Here is an 18,940-nt window from a genome sequence, read left to right as displayed (position 1 = left end):
GTTGGGATTACGGTGTACGGGCCAGAGGAGAGCACATCGTTGAAGGCAGAACCTATGACGGTTTCGATACCAATGAGCGTATCCCCCTCTGCATCGCCACCCCGTCCAACAAGTCCAGTTCCCTGGCGCAAATCTATACTGATACCTTCAGTCGATGCCGAATAATCAACAGTATCTATACCAGCACCGCCATCAATTTTGTCTGCGCCAGCAGTACCCTTGATGACGTCGTTGCCGCCCAGAGCGTTGATTTCATCATCCACTGCGGTGCCAATTAGTGCATCTGCGCCAGCTGTTCCATTGATAACGGCCATTTTTTCTTCCCTGCTTAAGGATGGTAGAGGAGGTCTCGTAAATCGGTGTTTGTTGACAAAACTGAAGCAAGAATCTCTGCGGTGCTTTTCGGCTGTGGCCAGTGAAGCTTGAGCGGAGATTTCGTCTAGAAAAATAGGCGATTAAGGTGTCATTTATTAAATATCAGGCACGGCACAACCGCCCGATCTGAAAGAACGGGATCTGTTGATTTTTTTACGATTAATTGCGTGCTGGCGCAGCCCTTCCATGCTGAGCTCCATCCAAGGTCCTTCTCCCTATTGGGAAGTTAACTGGGCACTGAGCGTCCTTGCGTTGAGTGATAGCACGACAATATCTCGTTACACAAGAGTGTCCGGTACCTAGGGATAGCGTGCTGCTGACGTCCTAAGGGCGGTGAACGTATGTGGGAGCGAGCTTGCTCGCGATAGCGCCCTGTCAGCCAACATGGATGCTGCTGATCTGACGCCATCGCGAGCAAGCTCGCTCCCACAGGACTCAGCCAGACGGCTATTTTTTCTCCGCCCCGGACTCCTGCATCTGCACCGAAGACTTGGTGCCGTCGGTGTTGTCCTTGGTCTCGTTATCCGAGTTGTCGAAACAGCCTTGCAGGGCGAACAAGCAGCAGGCAAGGCAAAAAGTGCGGGCGATATTCATGTTGTACTCCGATGCCGAGGGCTTTGAGCAGTGACCTGCGAGAGCGGCAATGGTTGCGACTGTCGTCGTGCCGGACGATGAACGTCGACGGATGCTGGCGACTGAAATGTAAGTAGAATTTTCACCGCCTCGTTGCTGTCACACCAGACAGGTGCATCCAATAAGGAAACACGGCAATGGCGTTCGCAAAAATCGCTCAAAAACTGGCCCTCTGGGCGGGGAGCCCCAAGACATTCCTGGGGGCCATCGTGTTGTTGGCACTGTGGGCAGCCAGCGGACCTTTCTTCGGTTTCAACGACACCTGGCAATTGATCATCAACACCTCGACCACCATCATCACCTTCCTCATGGTGTTCCTGATCCAGAATACGCAGAACCGCGACACGGACATCCTGCATCTCAAGGTCGACGAATTATTGCGGGCGACCAAGGATGCACAGAACGCAATGCTCGGCCTCGAGTCGCTGGACCTCAAGCAACTGGAAGCGCTGAGAAAGCACTACCAGGACATGGGCAAAGACGAGGCCAAGAGCCTTGACGGCTTGGAACAAAAAAACAAGATCGACCTGAACCAGTGCTGATGCCTATGCACGAGTGCTGTCAGGCCTTTTTTCGGCGGGCAAAATCAACCGGGACGCTGGCGCCCCGGTCCTGAATGTAAAAACAGATGCGGCAGGTCAACGGCTGGCCTGCAGCGCCCTGGCCATTTCGAGATGGGTCTGCAACTTGGGCAGGGTTTCGTCAGCGAAGGCCTTGATCTCTGGTACTTCGGTGGTCTGGGCCTGCTGCTGGATTTGCGCGATGGCCTCTTCGGTAGCCTTGACCTGGCTGGCGGCATACGCCGCTTCGAACGACTCGCCTTCATTGACCTGTGGCATCAACGCCTTGGCCTTGTCGGCCACTTCCTCCCGGGGGGCGACAGGCAAGTCGAGCTTCTTGGCAATCTTCGCCAGATGCTGATTGGCGGTGGTACGGTCGTTGATCACCATAATGGTGTAGTCCTTGACCTCCCTGGATTCGGCTTTTCCGTGGGCCATGCGACTTGTCTCGATGTCGGCCATGCCCTTGGCGGAAGCATCATCGATGAATTCGGCAGGCGATTGGGCCCAGGCACTGTTGGCACCCAGGCCCATCAGCACGACGAGACTGGTGGTGCGAAAAAAGCTGGCCATACGGCTCATGGTCACGCCCTCCTCTGATAAAAGTTCTGGTGGGTTATCCACCGTTGAATCAGAACCAGCCATGAATATTCAACGAGACGTCCGATCCGGCTTTCGACGGGCTTCTATCGACGATCGTGATGGTGGTTCTCCCACCTTTGCGACCTGCTTCGGACACCTTCGTTCGATCATGAGCAATGTTTGTCGGATAAACATTGCTTGAACCAGGCATGGTTCAGGCCTCCGTATTCGTGAATGCCAGGCACGCAGGCCCCGTCTTGTATTGGAATGGGATACGCGCTGAAGGTTTGAGAAAGGTGCTGGCGCCACGACGAACGGTGACGTGCTATCAAATACCAAACGCCCGGTGATTGTGGCGTTTGGCGGCGTACATCGCCTCGTCGGCGTGACGGAACAGCGCGACATCTTCAGTGCCATGGTCGGGGAAACAGGCCACGCCGATGCTCGGCTCGATGCTCAGGCAGTGCCCGTCCAGGCGCAGCGGCTGGACCAGTGCGTGGTGGATTTTTTCCTGCACGCTGCGGGCATCCTCCAAGGCCTGGATGCTGTGCAGCAGGACCACGAACTCGTCTCCGCCGATGCGCGCCACGGTGTCGGTGTCGCGGATACAGCCCTTGATACGATTGGCCACCGCCTGTAGCAGCATGTCGCCCACTCCGTGGCCATAGGTGTCGTTGACCTGTTTGAAGCGGTCCAGGTCGATATACAGCAAAGCCATGCGCCCGGATGCCGCGCGGGCGCTCGCCAGTGCGCACTTGAAACGTTCACGGAGCAATTCGCGGTTAGGCACCTGGGTCAACTGATCGTACTGAGCCATGTGCTGCAACCGGGCGTGCAACTGCTTGCGCTCGATGGCAATGGTGATCTGTGCGCAGACGTATTGCAGGAGTTCCTTGTCCTGTTCGGTGTAGCGCTCGTTGTCCGGCGCACTCTTGACGATCAATGCGCCAATCGTGCCGTTCTGCGAATTCAGCGGCACGCCCAGCCAACACGGCGCGTCCGGCTGCGCCACCAGGTCGTCGAACCCCTCTGGCAAAGAGCTGCCACCGGGCGTCAGCAGGATCGGCTGGCCGCTGCGAATCACTTCGGCGCACAAACGCCCGGTGACCGTGCCCGGCAACTCAGGCTGCCCTTCCCGATCATCGACGTGATAGGGGAAGTTCAGCTGCGAACATTGTTCGTCATACAGCGCCACCGAGAAATTCAGCGCCGGCAGCCACTCACCGATAATCAGGTGGACGCGCTTGAACAGCGCCAGCAAGTCAGCCGCGGCATGGGCCGCCTCGGAAATCGCATACAACGCCGCCTGCCGGGACTCGGCCTGCTTGCGTTCAGTGATGTCCCGGGCCACGGCAATGCGCAGTTGGTCCAACGGCGACCAGCGTGCCGACCACAGGATGTGTACCACCCGCCCATCCTTGCGCAGGTAGCGATTCTCGAAATTGAGCTTGGGCTCACCCTCCATGATCTCCCGCGCCGCCTCGAGGGTCCGCTGGCGGTCGGCAGGATGCACCAGATCGATCATCGGCTGGCCGATCAGCTCCTGCGGGGTGTAGCCGAAAATACGCTCACAGGCGGCACTGACAAACACGAAACGCCCTTGACCGTCGACGGCACACACGGCGTCCAGCAGAAGGTCGATGTAGCTGGCCAGCGGCGCGGAACTTGAAGTGTCCATGGGGCTGGAAGTCATCCGGATAATGCAACGGTGAGCGAAGCGGGCGATGGTCGGTTCGTGACGCTGTACAACCAGCGAGACCGACGCGTCCAATACCGATGAGGATAGCGCAGGCGATCAGACTTAAGGGGATGAAACGCTTGGCAGGCGCTGCCACTCAACTCGACACAGCCCATTACGGCTCCGCAAAAAACACCATGCCGGCATACGGAGCCTGCCGACAGGCCTTCAGCCGCGACGCCAGGTCGCCCACATGGGCTTCCAGCTTGTACCCGTCCGGGTCGAGAAAGTAGAACGAATCACCCTCGCTGCGGTTGTCTCGCCACGACGACACCTGGGCCGCGTGCAGCCGCGCCACCAGCACGGGAAAATGCTCGGCGCTGATGCTGAATGCGTAATGGGTGTAGTCCGCGGTCGGCTCGGGCCTGCGCAATGGGTCGAGAGACAGGCATAACCACAAACCCGGCAGCGACAAATACGCCCCGCTGTTCCACCTGGCCTCAAGACGCAGCTGCAAGAGCTCGCCATAAAAAACCACACTGCGATCCAGGTCGGTGACGGCAAGGGTCAGATGATTGAGGCCTGAGAACATCAGCAAGCAACCTTCAGAAAAGAGTGATAACCCAGCGGGCTTGGGGCAAATCCGTGGTGTCCCCAAGCTCCGACAGTGCCGATGGATTCCCCGGCCAGGGTCCTAGGCAAAGTCCTACGTTGAACTCTCCAGTGACACTCAAACACGCCGGAAACAGCCGATTCAAAGCCCTGCCCAACAATCTGTAAAGTCTGGAAACACACCACTATCGCAACACACCACGGACAGCTCCATCAACCAAGGAATGTAATCGCGCCATGGACCAGACTGCTCAACCACCTCATTACTTCACCAACTACCGCAAGCTCATTTCCCTCGCAGACCAGGATTGGCAAGGCACCGAGGCCGGAAAAATCTCAGGGCTGAATGTCGAGGTCAAGACCCCCAATGTGCTGGTCGACCAATACGGCCGGACCTTTCATCACTTCTGTACCACGTCCTACCTGGGCCTGGACTATCACCCCGCGTTGCTGGACGGCGCCATGACCGCCCTGTGGGAAGCCGGGACCCTGCGGGTCGCCAACTCAAGGAATCGCTGCAAGCTGGCGATCCTGGACCAGTACGAAAGCCAATTGTCGGAGCTGTTCGGCGCCAGTTGCCTCAGTGCCCTGTCCTGCAGTGCGGCAAGCGCCGGAATCCTGCCGTTGCTGGCCAGCGGCGCATTCACCCACCATCGCGCGCCCTTCATGGTGTTCGACAAACAGGCCCATTATTCGATGAACCACAGCAAGGCTGCCTGTGCCGACGAAACCCAGGTCATCACCTGCCCGCACAATGACATGGATTTCATCGAAGACGTGTGCAAACGCCAGCGCGACGTGGCGTATGTGGCCGACGGTGCCTACAGCATGGGCGGGATGGCGGACCTGGACAGCCTGATGTATCTCAAGCAGCGCTATGGCTTGTTTCTTTACCTGGACGACTCCCACGCCCTGTCTGCCGTCGGGGAATCCGGCGCCGGCCTGGTCCGTTCGCGCATCCCGGCGGTGGACGAGCGCACCCTGATCGTTGCCTCCCTGGCCAAGTCATTCGGCGCCAGTGGCGGGCTGGTCATGTTTGGCTGTGAACGGTACAAGGCGCTGGTGCAGCGCTACGGTGGGCCGAGCAATTGGTCCCAGAGCCTGAACGCCGCGGCCATCGGTGCCGGCATGGCGTCGATCCGCCTGCACCGCAGCCGCGAATTCAGTGCCTTGCAGGAGCGTTTGCAGGCTAATATCCGCCTCTTCGACAGCCTCGTGCGGACCGGACAGCGCGGCACACCCATGGCGATCCGTATGGTGCCTTGCGGTGAAGCGGCCCTGGCCAACAGCCTGGCGGTCGAACTGGCCGAACGGGGGTATTTCACCTCGGCGGTATTTTTTCCCGTGGTGCCCCAAGGCAAGGCTGCCATTCGCATTACCCTGCGCGCCGACATGGAGCCGGACGTGATTCGCTCGTTTTGTGAAACGATCACCGAACTGCTGCTGACCCACGGGCGTGACCTCCGCCCTTGAGACAAGACGCTCGATGAAAAACCGTACAACCCTGATCCTTACCTGCACCACCGTTTTCCTGGCACAACTGGGCATGAGCATCTACTTGCCGGCCCTGCCCGCCATCGCCCGGGACCTGGGGGCCGATGCGTCCCTGGTTTCCTGGGGCCTGTCGGTGTACCTGATCGGCATGGCCCTGCCCATGTTGCTGTGGGGCAGCCTGAGCCAGCGCCTGGGGCGCAAGCCGGTCTTGCTGGCGGCACTGGGGCTGTACGGCCTGGGCAACCTGGCCCTGCCGCTGGGCACAACCGTGGAGGCGTTCCTGGCGCTCAGGTTGATTCAGGGCATCGGTGCCAGCGGTATTTCGGTGATGGCGCGGGTCTTGATTCGCGACAGTTTCAGCGGCGACCTGCTGGCCAAGGCCCTGTCCTGGATATCGATCGCCTTTGTGATTGCCCTCGGTATCGGCCAGTACCTGGGCTCGCTGATCCAGGCCGCTTTCGGCTGGGAGGCGATTTTCCAGGGTTTGGGCGCCGTCAGCCTGGCCATGGCAGCGGCGGTGTCCCGGGCCAGGTTCCCGACGTTGGTGCACGCCAGCAATGGGCAATCGGCATGGGGGATCTACGGGCAGATATTCCGGCAACGCGCGTTCCTGCTGCCGGCCTTGGCCGGTGGGCTGGGTTACGGCGTAATCGTCGCCTTCAATACCGCCGCGCCGCTGATCCTGCAGGAAAGCTTCCACTGGTCGGCCATCGAGTACGGCCTGCTGGGCTGGCCGATCAGTGCCGCGTATCTGCTCGGGGCGCTGGCGGTGAACGCGTTTGTGCTGCGCACCGGTCAACGGCGAATGATGGGCTGGGGCATCGTGCTGGTGCTGGGCGGCAGCATGACCATGCTGGCAGGCAGCCTCACCCTGAGCAGCATCGCGCTGCTCTTCTGGCTGCCGTATTGCTTCGCGGTGTTTGGTCAATCGTTGATCTACCCCATCAGCCTGTCCCTGGCCAACGAAGGCTCACCGGTGGCCGGCGCTTATGCCATGGCGTTGAGCGGGTTCCTGCATCAACTGATGGCCTCGGTGATCGGCGCCATGGCCAGCCTGTTGTTGAGCCAACAGGCCTGGCCGTTGGCGGCGTTGTGCGCGCTGCTGGGGGCGGCGGCGATGCTCTGTGTGAGGTTCGTGCCGCCCCGGGTCGCTTAGAACGCGCTGCGGAAAATTTCTTCGATCTGCCGCTGGTCCGCCGCCCGTGGGTTGGTCAGGCCACACGCGTCTTTCAAGGCGTTGGCGGCCAGCAACGGTACATCGTTGAGGCGCACGCCCAAGTCACGCAAACCGGCCGGAATGTCCACGTCATGGGCCAGGCTGCGGATCATCGCAATAGCTTCCCGGGCCCCCTCTTCCGGGCTGAAGCCACGTGTATCGGCGCCCATGGCATGGGCCACATCGCTCAGGCGAGCGGCGCACACCGAGGCGTTGAAGCTCTGTACATGGGGCAACAACACCGCGTTGCACACGCCGTGAGGCAAGTCGTAAAAACCACCCAGTTGATGGGCCATGGCGTGCACGAAACCCAACGACGCATTGTTGAACGCCATTCCCGCAAGAAACTGCGCGTAGGCCATGTTTTCCCGCGCCACCAGATCGTTGCCGTCGCGCACGGCCAGGCGCAGGTTGCTACTGATCAGGGTTATGGCCTTCAGGGCACAGGCATCGGTAATCGGATTGGCGGCGGTGGACACATAAGCCTCGATCGCATGGGTCAGCGCATCCATGCCGGTGGCGGCCGTCAGGCCCTTGGGCATCGCCACCATCAGCGCCGGGTCGTTCACCGACATCAGCGGGGTCACATTGCGATCGACAATCGCCATTTTCACGTGGCGTGTCTCGTCGGTGATGATGCAAAAGCGGGTCATTTCGCTGGCGGTGCCGGCCGTGGTGTTGATGGCGATCAGCGGCAATTGCGGCTTGCTCGAACGATCGACGCCTTCATAGTCACTGATCTGCCCGCCGTTGGTGGCACACAACGCAATGCCCTTGGCGCAGTCATGGGGGGAACCGCCGCCCAGGGACACCACGAAATCGCATCGGCTCTCCATCAACAAACCCAGGCCGAGCTCGACATTGGCGATGCTCGGGTTGGGCTTGGCACCGTCGAAAATCACCGAATCGATGTCCTGCAGCGCCAGCAGTTCGGCCACCTTGCTGGCGACGCCGGCCTTCGCCAGCCCCACGTCGGTGACGATCAGCGCCTTGCGAAAGCCGTAGTTGCGGATGGCGGTCATCGCTTCATCCAGGCAACCCAGCCCCATGATGTTCACGGCGGGAATGAAAAAAGTACTGCTCATGGGGTCACACTCCTGGTAGAGGCCGGATCGGCAGGACCTACAGAATGACCCAGTAGTCACGACGCATCTTGATCTGGCTCAAGACTGGGGCGTGATAAAGTCGCGGCCTGCCTTTGCCACGTTTTGAGATGATCCTTGCGATGACCGATTTCCAGGAATACGACACCCGGCTCGAAGACTGGGAGGCCGTGCGCGCCGATACCGCCTTCAGCGGCCTGCTGGTGGGCAATGGGGCCAGCCGCGCGGTGTGGGACGATTTCGGCTATGACTCGCTGTTCGAAAACGCCCGCACCGTCGAGGAAAAACCCTTGAGCCCGTCGGAACTGAGCGTATTCGACGCGATGCAGACCCGCAGTTTCGAACAGGTGCTCGGGGCGCTGAAAACCACCAGTCGGGTCAACAAGGCCCTGGCCGTCAGTTCCGCCGCCCCGCGTAACCGCTATTACGCGATCAAGGAAGCGCTGATCAACACCGTGCACGCGGTGCACATCCCGTGGCGGCTGGTGCAACCGTCGACCCTGACAACGCTCAACCAGGAGCTGAGCCGCTACCGCACGGTGTTCACCACCAACTACGACCTGCTCAACTACTGGGCGATCCAGCATGGGGTCGAGACCATCAGCGACCTGTTCTGCGGCGATGACCACAGTTTCGACCTGAGCCAGGTGGTCACGGACAAACCGCGCCTGCTGTACCTGCACGGCGGCCTGCACCTGGTGCGCAACCAGGACGGCACGGCGCGCAAGCTCACGTCCACCGAAGGCACCTTGCTGGGCAGTTTCGCCATCAACAACACGATCAAGACCCTCGACGACGTGCCGCTGTTCGTCAATGAAGGCTCCAGCGCCGACAAGCTCAAGACCATCCGCAGCAGCGATTACCTGTCGTTCTGCTACGACCAGTTGCTGCACCATGGCGACAATCTGTGCCTGTTCGGCCATGCCTTGGGCGAGCAGGACCGGCACATTGTCCACGCCCTGCGCCTGGCCGCACCGAAAACCGTGGCGATTTCGATCTACCCGCGCAGCCAGGCGTTCATCCAGCACCAGAAACGACATTACGCCAAGGTCTTCCAGGGGCTGGAGGTGCAATTGCGCTTCTTCGATGCCAAGAGCCATCCGCTGGGCGATCCGGAGCTGTCGGTGCCGGTGGAGGTCTAGGGTAAGTCAGCATTGGGCATGACTATTTGGATCGGAAACAGGGTGGACTTGTGGCGAGGGGATTTATCCCCGTTGGGGTGCGCAGCAGCCCTCATACATGACAACTCGGTATGTCAGGTAGACCGGGGCTTTCGCCTTTGGGGGCGCTGCGCACCCAACGGGGATGAATCCCCTCGCCACAAAGACCTCGCTACTGCATCTGTCGGTTTGCCGTCAGAGCGCAGCCACGGTCTTGTCCTTGATGACCGTCGTCGGTCCGTTGGCCTTGACGCTGGCGATGCCTTTGTCCCGGGCAGCGTCCGATGAATACGCCTCACTGCTGCCAATCACTTCATGGTTGCCAGCCTTGAGGTTGAAGTACGGATGGCCGTCCTTGGTGTTCTTGAGTTCATAGCGCTCGGCCAACGGGCTGTTTTTCTGCACCGCAGCAATGCCACCGTCGACGCCACTGCGGGTGGTGTACAGCTCGCTGGTCAAAATCGTTTCGGCGTTGGCCGCCTTGAGTACAAACCGAAACTGGCCACTGCTGCTTTTACTGATTTCGTACCATCCGGACATGATTGTTCTCCAGGCAATGAAGGGCATGCCCCGGGAGTAAAGACCCGCTGCGCCTACCTTGCCAGTGCGTTACTACAAAGTGATGGCCGTGCCCAGCAGGGTCAGGAACCCCGCCAGCCAGTTCGGGTGCGCAGGCCAGGCCGGTGCGGTCACCAGGTTGCCCTGGACATGGCCTTCGGTCACCGGAATGTCGATATAGGTCCCGCCCGCCAGGCGTACTTCCGGAGCACACGCCGGGTAGGCGCTGCATTCGCGCCCTTCAAGGATGCCCGCCGCGGCCAGCAATTGCGCACCGTGGCACACCGCGGCAATCGGCTTGCCCGCCAGATCGAAATCACGCACCAGTTGCAGGACCGTTTCGTCCAGGCGCAAGTATTCCGGCGCGCGCCCACCCGGCACCAGCAGGGCGTCATAGTCAACGGCCTGGACACTGGCAAAATCGTGATTGAGGGCAAACAAGTGCCCCGGCTTTTCGCTGTAGGTCTGGTCGCCTTCGAAATCGTGGATCGCCGTGCGCACCGTCTGCCCGGTCTTTTTGCCCGGGCACACGGCGTGTACGGTATGACCGATCATCTGCAAAGCCTGGAATGGCACCATGACTTCATAATCTTCGACGTAATCGCCGACCAGCATCAGGATTTTCTTCGCGGCCATGGGTTGGGCTCCTTTGGAAATGCGTGAGAGGTGAACGCATTAAAGGTAGTCCGGTAAGGCGGCGGATGAGCGATAACCCGTCATTACCTGACGGGATGCATACCGGGGGATGCTGGATATCATCCTGTGGGAGCGGGCTTGCTCGCGAAAGCGGTGGATCGGCTTGCACTGATGTTGAATGTGCAGCCGCCTTCGCGAGCAAGCCCGCTCCCACAGGGGGGGGTGCTAACAGTGGAACTCAGGCGAGATAACCATCCGCCCGCAGCAGCGTTTCCAGGCAATGCTCGGTGATGTGGTAGAAGGCCTTGAGTGCTTCGATTTTTGCCAGCAGCTCGGTGGGATCCACAGGTTCGGCGCGCTTGACCGCCAGGATCATTTTGTTCTTGTTGGTGTGGTCCAGGGAGATGAACTCGAAGACCTTGGTCTCGTAGCCGCAGGCTTCCAGGAACAACGCCCGCAAGCTGTCGGTGACCATTTCCGCCTGTTGGCCCAGGTGCAGGCCGTATTGCAGCATCGGCTTGAGCAAGGCCGGGCTCTGGATCTGCAGGCGGATCTGCTTGTGGCAGCACGGCGAGCACATGATGATCGAGGCACCCGAGCGAATGCCCATGTGGATCGCGTAGTCGGTGGCGATATCGCAGGCATGCAAGGCAATCATCACATCCACCGCGCTCGGCGCCACGCTGCGCACGTCACCGTGCTGGAAACTCAGGCCCGGGTGCTCCAGCCGCGCGGCGGCTTCGTTGCACAGCTTGACCATGTCTTCGCGCAGCTCGACACCGGTCACCACGCCTTCGGCCTGCAAGGTGTTGCGCAGGTAATCGTGGATGGCGAAGGTCAGGTAGCCCTTGCCCGAACCGAAATCCGAGACCCGCACCGGTTTGTCCAGGGCCAGTGGCGAAGACGTCAGCGCGTGGCTGAAGACCTCGATGAACTTGTTGATCTGCTTCCACTTGCGCGACATCGCCGGAATCAGCTCGTGCTTGTGGTTGGTCACGCCCAGGTCGGCCAAAAATGGCCGACTCAGATCGAGGAAGCGGCTTTTCTCGCGATTGTGCTCGGCAGACGGCACTTCCCGCAGCTGCTGGGGCTTGCTCTTGAACAGCGAGCTTTTGCCCTTTTTGTTGTACTCCAACTGCGCTTCGTCAGTGACCGCCAGCAAATGCGCGTTCTTGAACGACGCTGGCAACAACGTGGCGATGGTGTCCACGCCTTCGGCCAGGGGGAAATTCTTGGTGATGTCGCGAGTCTTGTAGCGGTAGACGAAAGACAGGCACGGCTGGTCCTTGACCGTCAGCTGCTTGATGATCAGCCGCTGGAGGTCCGCCTCATCCCCAACGTACTTGGCCAGCACCAGTTTGATGAAAGCGTTTTGTTCAAGGCTGGTGTGCAGCAGGTCGATGAACTGGGCGTGATGATCCGGCGCGGGACGGGCTGGAGTTGCGGTGGCGGACATGGACAAGCGGCCTCGGGGCGGGCGGATCGGGAATGCCGGTATTTTAGGGGGGATGAAGTGCAAGGGCACGGGGAAATTCATGTGGCGAGGGGATTTATCCCCGCTGGTCTGAGCAGCAGACCCAAACCAGGCAATAAGGTATCCCTGCATATACCGATTGTCGGCTTTTTTAGGGGGCCTACGGCCCAACGGGGATAAATCCCCTCGCCACAGATAAATTTCCCTCGCTACAACGGTGTCCGGCAGAAATTTATCTCAGCCCAGCACCACCAACCGATTCGGCAGCTCATTGCGCTCATGAGTCACCGGCACATGCTCCTTGAGCAATTCGCCACAGGCCGCGATGCAAGTCACGAAGCCTTCCAGCGTCTGCCCCTGGCGGACCTGCTGGGTGAACGTTGCGACGATGGCGTCCCAGCATGTGTTGTCCAGGTGTCTGGAAATGCCTTCATCGACAAGGATTTCCACATACCGCTCGGCCTCGCAGACAAAGATCAGCACGCCCGTGCTGCCCACGGTGTGGTGCAGGTTTTGCTCGAGAAATTGCCGACGTGCCAGGTTGGAGGCCCGCCAGTGACGCACGGAACGGGGGATCAGGTGAGTGGTGATCCTTGGAATGCGGAACACCAGGCACAACACGATGAAACTGACCCACTGCACCAGCAACAGGCTGTGCAGGGCCAACCAGCCGGTGAGGTAATGGACCACGCCGGGCACCACCAGCGCCAGCAGGCTCGCCCATAGCAGCGGGATGTAAGCGTAGTCGTCGGCGCGGGCGGCCAGCACCGTGACCAGTTCGGCGTCGGTATGCCGCTCGACCCGGGCGATGGCCTCGGCGACCTTGCGTTGTTCGTGTTCAGTCAGTAATGCCATGGTTAAAAGTGCCTGCTCATTATTATTGTCACCAGCCGCCCGACGAACCGCCGCCCCCGAAACTGCCACCGCCACCACTGAAGCCCCCGCCGCCCCCGCCGCCGAAGCCTCCACCGGATCCGCCCGAACGGCTGGAACCACCACCTCCGGTCGGCAGGATACCGAGCATCTGGCAGACCAATATCGTCAAAATAAACAGTATCACCAGGAAGATGAACAGCCCGGGATGGCGCTCGACAAAATCGCCCTGCTCCTGCTGCCCGTCCGCACTGTACGCCGGCGCCGGCTCGTCCAGCGGGCTGCCGCCCAGTACCACCAGCATCGCCGCGACGCCGTCGCTGATGCCTTTGTTGAAGTTGCCGGTCTTGAAAGCCGGGGTGATCACCTGGTTGATGATCACCGAACTCTGGGCGTCGGTCAGGCGATCTTCCAGGCCGTAGCCCACTTCGATGCGCAGTTTACGGTCATCCCGGGCGACGATCAGCAGCGCGCCGTTGTTTTTATCCTTCTGCCCGATGCCCCAGTGGCGCCCCAGCTGATAGCCGAAATCTTCGATGCTGCTGCCCTGCAGGTCGGCCAGGGTCACGACCACCACCTGTTCGCCGGTCGCCTGCTCATGGGCCTTGAGCTGCGTCTCCAGTTGCGCGCGCACCGAAGGGTCAAGCATCTGGGCGGTGTCCACCACGCGTCCGGTCAGTGCCGGAAACTTCAGCTCGGCCTGGGCCGTGAACGCAAAGACCCAGAACAACAGCACCAGGCCAATTTTCAACACTTGCATCGCAACTCCTGTGTGGGAGCGAGCTTGCTCGCGATAGCGGTGGGTCAGCTTGCAGCAATGCTGAATGTGCCGCCGCCATCGCGAGCAAGCTCGCTCCCACAACGCTTCAAACTGCCGAATTGATCAGAACTTCACTTCAGGGGCTTTTTCGGCATCGGGGCTGGTGGCCTCGAACGTTTCGCGCAGCGGCAGGTCGCTGTACATCACGCTGTGCCACAGGCGGCCCGGGAACGTGCGGATCTCGGTGTTGTACTTCTGCACCGCCAGGATGAAGTCGCGGCGTGCCACGGCGATACGGTTCTCGGTGCCTTCGAGCTGCGATTGCAGCGCCAGGAAATTCTGGTTGGCCTTGAGATCCGGATAACGCTCGGACACCACCATCAGCCGACTCAACGCGCCGGTCAACTGGTCCTGGGCCTGTTGGAACTGCTTGAGTTTTTCCGGGTTGTCCAAGGTGCTGGCGTCCACCTGGATCGATGTGGCCTTGGCCCGCGCCTCGATCACCGCGGTCAGGGTTTCCTGCTCGTGCTGGGCGTAGCCCTTGACGGTTTCCACCAGGTTGGGAATCAGGTCGGCGCGGCGCTGGTACTGGTTCTGCACCTGGCCCCAGGCGGCCTTGGCCTGTTCGTCCAGGGTCGGGATGTTATTGATGCCGCAACCGGCCAGTAGCGTAGTAAGCAGCATCAAGGCCAGCATCGGCAGGCTGCGAAGGTGATTCACTCGTGGATTCATTGGATAAAGCGCTCCCTGGCATGACATTGGAAAAACCCGGCCACCTATCTCACTGGCGTCTGGGGCATAATCTGCCGCCGCACTGGATTGAAACGGGTCGATGGGCTAAAAGATGCGCGGTGCGAAACTAAGTTCAGCCCCCTGGGCTCGAAAGTGTGCTGTATTTGACCGAACAACAATAGCCGCTCCTCACATTTTGGCTGACCGGCGTGTCCTGATTACCGCCCTTTAGGCTTTGCGAGAAAACTATTCATGAAGAAGCTGTGTTTGCTGGGCCTGTTTGTCAGTCTGGCCAGTCACTCCGTATTTGCCGACAACCTGCCCGCCCCCATAGAGAACAAGGACGCCTTCATCAGCAACCTGATGAAGCAGATGACCCTCGAAGAGAAGATCGGCCAATTGCGCCTGATCAGCATCGGCCCGGAAATGCCCCGGGAGATGATTCGCAAGGAAATCGCCGCCGGCAACATCGGCGGCACGTTCAACTCCATCACTCGCGATGAGAACCGTCCGATGCAGGACGCGGCCATGCGCAGCCGGTTGAAGATCCCGATGTTCTTCGCCTATGACGTGATCCACGGCCACCGCACGATTTTCCCGATCCCCCTGGCCCTGGCCTCGAGCTGGGACATGGACGCCATTTACCACTCCGGACGCATCGCCGCCCAGGAAGCCGCGGCCGACAGCCTGGACATCACCTTCGCGCCGATGGTCGACATTTCCCGCGACCCACGTTGGGGCCGAACCTCCGAAGGTTTCGGCGAGGACACCTACCTGGTGTCGCGCATCGCCGGGGTGATGGTCAAGGCATTCCAGGGCAACGGCGCCAACGCGGCCGACAGCATCATGGCCAGCGTCAAGCACTTCGCCCTCTACGGCGCGGTGGAAGGCGGCCGGGACTACAACACCGTGGACATGAGTCCGCTGAAAATGTACCAGGACTACCTGCCGCCCTACCGCGCCGCCATCGACGCCGGAGCCGGCGGGGTGATGGTCGCGCTGAACTCCATCAACGGCGTGCCGGCCACCGCCAACACCTGGCTGATGAACGACCTGCTGCGCAAGGAATGGGGCTTCAAGGGCCTGGCGGTCAGTGACCACGGCGCCATCTTCGAACTGATCAAGCACGGCGTCGCCAAGGACGGTCGCGAAGCGGCGAAGCTGGCGATCAAGGCCGGCATCGACATGAGCATGAACGACTCGCTCTACGGCAAGGAACTGCCAGGGCTGCTCAAGGCCGGCGAGATCGAACAGAGCGACATCGACAACGCCGTGCGCGAAGTGCTCGCGGCCAAATACGACATGGGCCTGTTCAAGGATCCGTACCTGCGCATCGGCAAGGCCGAGGACGACCCGGCCGACACCTACGCCGAAAGCCGACTGCACCGCGCCGATGCCCGTGACGTAGCACGCCGCAGCCTGGTCCTGCTGGAAAACCGCAACCAGACCCTGCCCCTGAAGAAGACCGCAAAGATCGCCCTGGTCGGCCCGCTGGCCAAGGCACCGATCGACATGATGGGCAGTTGGGCCGCGGCCGGACGCCCTGCGCAATCGGTCACCCTGTTCGACGGCATGACCCGCGCCCTGGGCGCCGAGTCGAAGCTGATCTACGCCCGTGGGGCCAACATCACCGGCGACAAGAAGGTGCTCGACTACCTGAACTTCCTCAACTTCGACGCCCCTGAAGTGGTGGACGACCCGCGCCCGGCCCAGGTTTTGATCGACGAAGCGGTGCAAGCCGCCAAGGATGCCGATGTGGTGGTGGCCGCCGTGGGTGAGTCCCGTGGCATGTCCCATGAGTCGTCGAGCCGTACCGAACTGAACATCCCGGCCAGCCAACGCGAGCTGATCAAGGCCCTGAAGGCCACCGGCAAGCCGCTGGTGCTGGTGCTGATGAATGGCCGTCCGCTGTCGTTGCTGGAAGAAAAGCAGCAGGCCGATGCGATCCTGGAAACCTGGTTCAGCGGCACCGAAGGTGGCAACGCCATCGCGGACGTGCTGTTCGGCGACTACAACCCGTCGGGCAAGCTGCCGATCACCTTCCCACGCTCGGTGGGGCAGATTCCGACCTACTACAACCACCTGAGCATTGGCCGGCCGTTCACGCCGGGCAAGCCGGGCAACTACACCTCGCAGTACTTCGATGACACCACCGGCCCGCTCTACCCGTTCGGCTACGGCCTGAGCTACACCGAGTTCAGCCTGTCGGACATGGCCTTGTCGTCGACCACGCTGAACAAGACCGGCAAGCTCGACGCCAGCGTGACCCTGGAAAACACCGGCAAGCGTGACGGCGAAACCGTGGTGCAGTTGTACATCCAGGACGTGACCGGCTCGATCATTCGCCCGGTGAAAGAGCTGAAGAACTTCCGCAAGGTGATGCTCAAGGCTGGCGAGAAGAAAGTCATCCACTTCACCATCACCGAAGACGACCTGAAGTTCTACAACGCTCAACTCAAGTACGGGGCTGAACCGGGCAAGTTCAACGTGCAGATCGGCCTGGATTCCCAGGACGTTAAGCAGCAGAGTTTTGAGTTGCTCTGACCTTCAGGCCCTGCAAATCCCATGTGGGAGCGGGCTTGCTCGCGAAAGCGGTTTAACAACCAACCAAGATGTTGACTGTTATGCCCCCTTCGCGAGCAAGCCCGCTCCCACAAGGGCTTGCAGTGAGCCTAGCCCCGCCGATCCAGCAGATTCACCACCACCCGATCCACCAACCCCCACACCCGCTGCTTGAATCGCTTCCACAACGGTCGGCGCTGCCAGGCGTCGAGGCTGACTTGCAGGCTCTGGGCGAAATCCCGCTCGAAACTGGCCGCCACGGCGCTGCTGAGCCTGGAATCCAGGGCTTCCAGATTGGCTTCCAGATTGAAACGCAGGTTCCAGTGATCGAAATTGCAGGAGCCGATACTGACCCAATCATCCACCAGCACCATCTTCAGGTGCAGGAAACACGGCTGGTACTCGAAAATCTGCACACCGGCCCTGAGCAATCGCGGGTAGTAACGGTGCCCGGCGTAGCGCACGGACGGGTGATCGGTGCGCGGGCCGGTCAGCAGCAGGCGCACGTCGATACCCCGGGCGGCGGCCTTGCGCAAGGAGCGGCGCACGTTCCAGGTCGGCAGGAAATATGGCGTCGCCATCCAGATGCGTTTCTGGCCGCTGTTCAATGCCCGGGACAATGATTGCAGGATATCGCGATGCTGACGGGCGTCGGCATACGCCACCCGGCCCATGCCCTCGCCCACCGGCGGAACGCGCGGCAGGCGCGGCAAGCCGAAATTGGAGGCTGGCTTCCAGGCCCGCCGATGACGGTTGGCGAGCCACTGGCGGTCGAACAGCAACTGCCAGTCGAGCACCAACGGGCCGACGATTTCCACCATCACTTCGTGCCACTCACTGCGGTCGTCGAGGGGGTTCCAGAATTCATCGGTCACCCCGGTGCCACCGACCACGGCCAGGCGTTGGTCCACCAAGAGCAGCTTGCGGTGATCCCGATAAAGGTTGCGCACCCAGCGGCGCCAGCTCAGGCGATTGTAGAAACGCAACTCCACCCCAGCCTCGGTCAGGCGCTTGCGCAGGGCCAGGGTAAACGCCAGGCTGCCGTAGTCATCGAACAGACAGCGCACACGAACGCCCCGCTCGGCGGCCTGGACCAGTGCCTGGACCATCGCCTCGGCGCAAGCCCCCGCCTCCACCAGGTACAGCTCCAGTTCGACCTGCTCCTGGGCACGGGCGATTTCCACCAGCATGCGTGGGAAGAACTGTGGGCCGTCGATCAACAGCTCGAAGCGATTGCCGTCACGCCAGGGAAAGACCGGGCCGCTCATGTCAACGCGCCGTGAAAATCAGCACCGCATTCACCGGCACCGACAGGCTGATGGCCGACAACCCGGCCAGGTTGCGGAGCTTTTCCAGGCCCGGCGCCAGATCGAAATCCGCCGCGTTGAGCACCACCGGCTCCAAGGTCACTACTTGGAAGCGGCGTTCATCCAGGCGTGTCGCCAGCAGTTCAACGGGGTACTCATGCTGCTTGCCGTGCAGGTTCACCGTCAGCGGCAGGCGCAACTCCAACTGCGCGCCGTTGGCCAGGTCCTGGATCGGCGCCAGGTCGATCTTGGCGGTAACGGTGGCTTCGGCGAATTGCTTGATCTGGAACAACTCGGCGCGCATGCGCTCGTCCCGCAGGGGAATGCCGCTGTTGATGGATTCCAGCTCCACTTCCAGGCGCGCCAAGCCGTCGGGCTGGACTTGGCCGTGCAGCACCAGGAAACGCTGGACCTCGGAAACGTTGCCGTTTTTGCTGCTGATAAACGACAACCGCGACGACTCGCCGTCCAGGTACCAGTCGGCCTGGGCCGGCAACGCTGCGCAGGCCAGCAGCAGGCTGACGACCGCGTGAGGGAAAAACCGCTTGAACATACACACTCGGGGGGCAGATAAACCTGTGGCGAACCTTAACCGGGCCGAGGGCGCTTGCAAACAGTCTGTTTC

At 61.0% G+C, this 18,940-nt stretch carries 18 protein-coding genes and 1 pseudogene; 5 read left to right on the top strand and 14 right to left on the bottom strand.

Going from position 1 to position 18,940, the window contains the following annotated elements; translation table 11 throughout:
* Together BM317_RS30545 and BM317_RS30785 are read right to left on the bottom strand one after the other, a co-directional pair.
* A pseudogene (locus BM317_RS30545) lies at positions 1-314 on the bottom strand (calcium-binding protein); the annotation flags it as partial.
* A 508-nt stretch (positions 315-822) separates the two neighbouring features.
* On the bottom strand, positions 823-969 hold the full coding sequence (locus BM317_RS30785) for a hypothetical protein (protein WP_170842355.1): 147 nt from the start codon (positions 967-969) through the stop codon (positions 823-825).
* 176 nt (positions 970-1,145) lie between these two features.
* Here BM317_RS30785 and BM317_RS27630 point away from each other — a divergent pair, with 176 nt between their 5' ends.
* Positions 1,146-1,550: a low affinity iron permease family protein gene (locus tag BM317_RS27630; RefSeq protein ID WP_060738790.1), complete on the top strand. Its 405-nt coding sequence runs from the start codon at positions 1,146-1,148 to the stop codon at positions 1,548-1,550.
* A gap of 96 nt (positions 1,551-1,646) precedes the next feature.
* Here BM317_RS27630 and BM317_RS27625 read toward each other — a convergent pair whose 3' ends face one another.
* The 3 genes from BM317_RS27625 to fos form a co-directional block, all read right to left on the bottom strand.
* Positions 1,647-2,150, bottom strand: coding sequence for a DUF4142 domain-containing protein (locus tag BM317_RS27625; RefSeq protein ID WP_092172594.1), 504 nt, complete (start codon positions 2,148-2,150; stop codon positions 1,647-1,649).
* A 328-nt stretch (positions 2,151-2,478) separates the two neighbouring features.
* The gene (locus tag BM317_RS27620; protein ID WP_092476985.1) at positions 2,479-3,828 is read right to left on the bottom strand and encodes a sensor domain-containing protein; all 1,350 of its coding nucleotides are present in this window, start codon (positions 3,826-3,828) and stop codon (positions 2,479-2,481) included.
* A 175-nt stretch (positions 3,829-4,003) separates the two neighbouring features.
* The gene (gene fos, locus BM317_RS27615; RefSeq protein WP_092172600.1) at positions 4,004-4,420 is read right to left on the bottom strand and encodes a fosfomycin resistance glutathione transferase; all 417 of its coding nucleotides are present in this window, start codon (positions 4,418-4,420) and stop codon (positions 4,004-4,006) included.
* Between the two features lie 257 nt (positions 4,421-4,677).
* Between fos and BM317_RS27610 the strand changes: the two genes are divergently transcribed.
* Complete coding sequence (locus tag BM317_RS27610) at positions 4,678-5,913, top strand: aminotransferase class I/II-fold pyridoxal phosphate-dependent enzyme (protein ID WP_092476984.1); 1,236 nt, start codon at positions 4,678-4,680, stop codon at positions 5,911-5,913.
* A 13-nt stretch (positions 5,914-5,926) separates the two neighbouring features.
* Complete coding sequence (locus BM317_RS27605; protein ID WP_092172605.1) at positions 5,927-7,090, top strand: MFS transporter; 1,164 nt, start codon at positions 5,927-5,929, stop codon at positions 7,088-7,090.
* On the opposite strand, the gene yiaY is transcribed toward BM317_RS27605, so the two are convergent.
* Positions 7,087-8,235 carry an L-threonine dehydrogenase gene (yiaY, locus tag BM317_RS27600; protein ID WP_092476982.1) on the bottom strand — a complete coding sequence of 383 codons (1,149 nt, stop codon included), beginning with the start codon at positions 8,233-8,235 and terminating at the stop codon, positions 7,087-7,089. The two genes, BM317_RS27605 and yiaY, sit on opposite strands and share 4 nt — an antisense overlap.
* A 140-nt stretch (positions 8,236-8,375) precedes the next feature.
* On the opposite strand from yiaY, the gene BM317_RS27595 reads away from it, so the two are divergent.
* Positions 8,376-9,395 (top strand): DUF4917 family protein, encoded by a 1,020-nt coding sequence (locus tag BM317_RS27595; protein WP_092476980.1) that lies wholly within the window; start codon positions 8,376-8,378, stop codon positions 9,393-9,395.
* A gap of 213 nt (positions 9,396-9,608) precedes the next feature.
* Here the strand turns inward: BM317_RS27595 and BM317_RS27590 are convergent, their stop codons facing one another.
* The 6 genes from BM317_RS27590 to BM317_RS27560 form a co-directional block, all read right to left on the bottom strand.
* On the bottom strand, positions 9,609-9,953 hold the full coding sequence (locus tag BM317_RS27590) for a YegP family protein (protein WP_092172614.1): 345 nt from the start codon (positions 9,951-9,953) through the stop codon (positions 9,609-9,611).
* 72 nt (positions 9,954-10,025) lie between these two features.
* Positions 10,026-10,607, bottom strand: a complete 582-nt coding sequence (locus BM317_RS27585) for a DJ-1/PfpI family protein (RefSeq protein ID WP_092476978.1) — start codon at positions 10,605-10,607, stop codon at positions 10,026-10,028.
* A gap of 238 nt (positions 10,608-10,845) precedes the next feature.
* Positions 10,846-12,063 carry a class I SAM-dependent methyltransferase gene (locus BM317_RS27575; RefSeq protein WP_092476974.1) on the bottom strand — a complete coding sequence of 406 codons (1,218 nt, stop codon included), beginning with the start codon at positions 12,061-12,063 and terminating at the stop codon, positions 10,846-10,848.
* A 255-nt stretch (positions 12,064-12,318) separates the two neighbouring features.
* On the bottom strand, positions 12,319-12,936 hold the full coding sequence (locus tag BM317_RS27570; RefSeq protein WP_092172623.1) for a TPM domain-containing protein: 618 nt from the start codon (positions 12,934-12,936) through the stop codon (positions 12,319-12,321).
* Positions 12,937-12,964: 28 nt separating this feature from the next.
* Positions 12,965-13,714: a TPM domain-containing protein gene (locus tag BM317_RS27565; protein WP_092476972.1), complete on the bottom strand. Its 750-nt coding sequence runs from the start codon at positions 13,712-13,714 to the stop codon at positions 12,965-12,967.
* 123 nt (positions 13,715-13,837) lie between these two features.
* Positions 13,838-14,446 (bottom strand): LemA family protein, encoded by a 609-nt coding sequence (locus tag BM317_RS27560; protein ID WP_092172629.1) that lies wholly within the window; start codon positions 14,444-14,446, stop codon positions 13,838-13,840.
* Positions 14,447-14,698: 252 nt separating this feature from the next.
* On the opposite strand from BM317_RS27560, the gene bglX reads away from it, so the two are divergent.
* The gene (bglX, locus tag BM317_RS27555; protein WP_092172632.1) at positions 14,699-16,990 is read left to right on the top strand and encodes a beta-glucosidase BglX; all 2,292 of its coding nucleotides are present in this window, start codon (positions 14,699-14,701) and stop codon (positions 16,988-16,990) included.
* A gap of 128 nt (positions 16,991-17,118) precedes the next feature.
* Here the strand turns inward: bglX and BM317_RS27550 are convergent, their stop codons facing one another.
* Positions 17,119-18,276 carry a phospholipase D-like domain-containing protein gene (locus tag BM317_RS27550; protein WP_092476970.1) on the bottom strand — a complete coding sequence of 386 codons (1,158 nt, stop codon included), beginning with the start codon at positions 18,274-18,276 and terminating at the stop codon, positions 17,119-17,121.
* 1 nt (position 18,277) lies between these two features.
* Positions 18,278-18,868: a YceI family protein gene (locus BM317_RS27545; RefSeq protein WP_092172637.1), complete on the bottom strand. Its 591-nt coding sequence runs from the start codon at positions 18,866-18,868 to the stop codon at positions 18,278-18,280.
* Between the last annotated feature and the right edge of the window lie 72 nt (positions 18,869-18,940).

The organism is Pseudomonas sp. NFACC24-1, assembly GCF_900115235.1.
Taxonomy (GTDB): domain Bacteria; phylum Pseudomonadota; class Gammaproteobacteria; order Pseudomonadales; family Pseudomonadaceae; genus Aquipseudomonas; species Aquipseudomonas fluorescens_AA.
This window is presented reverse-complemented; position numbering and strand designations above follow the sequence as displayed.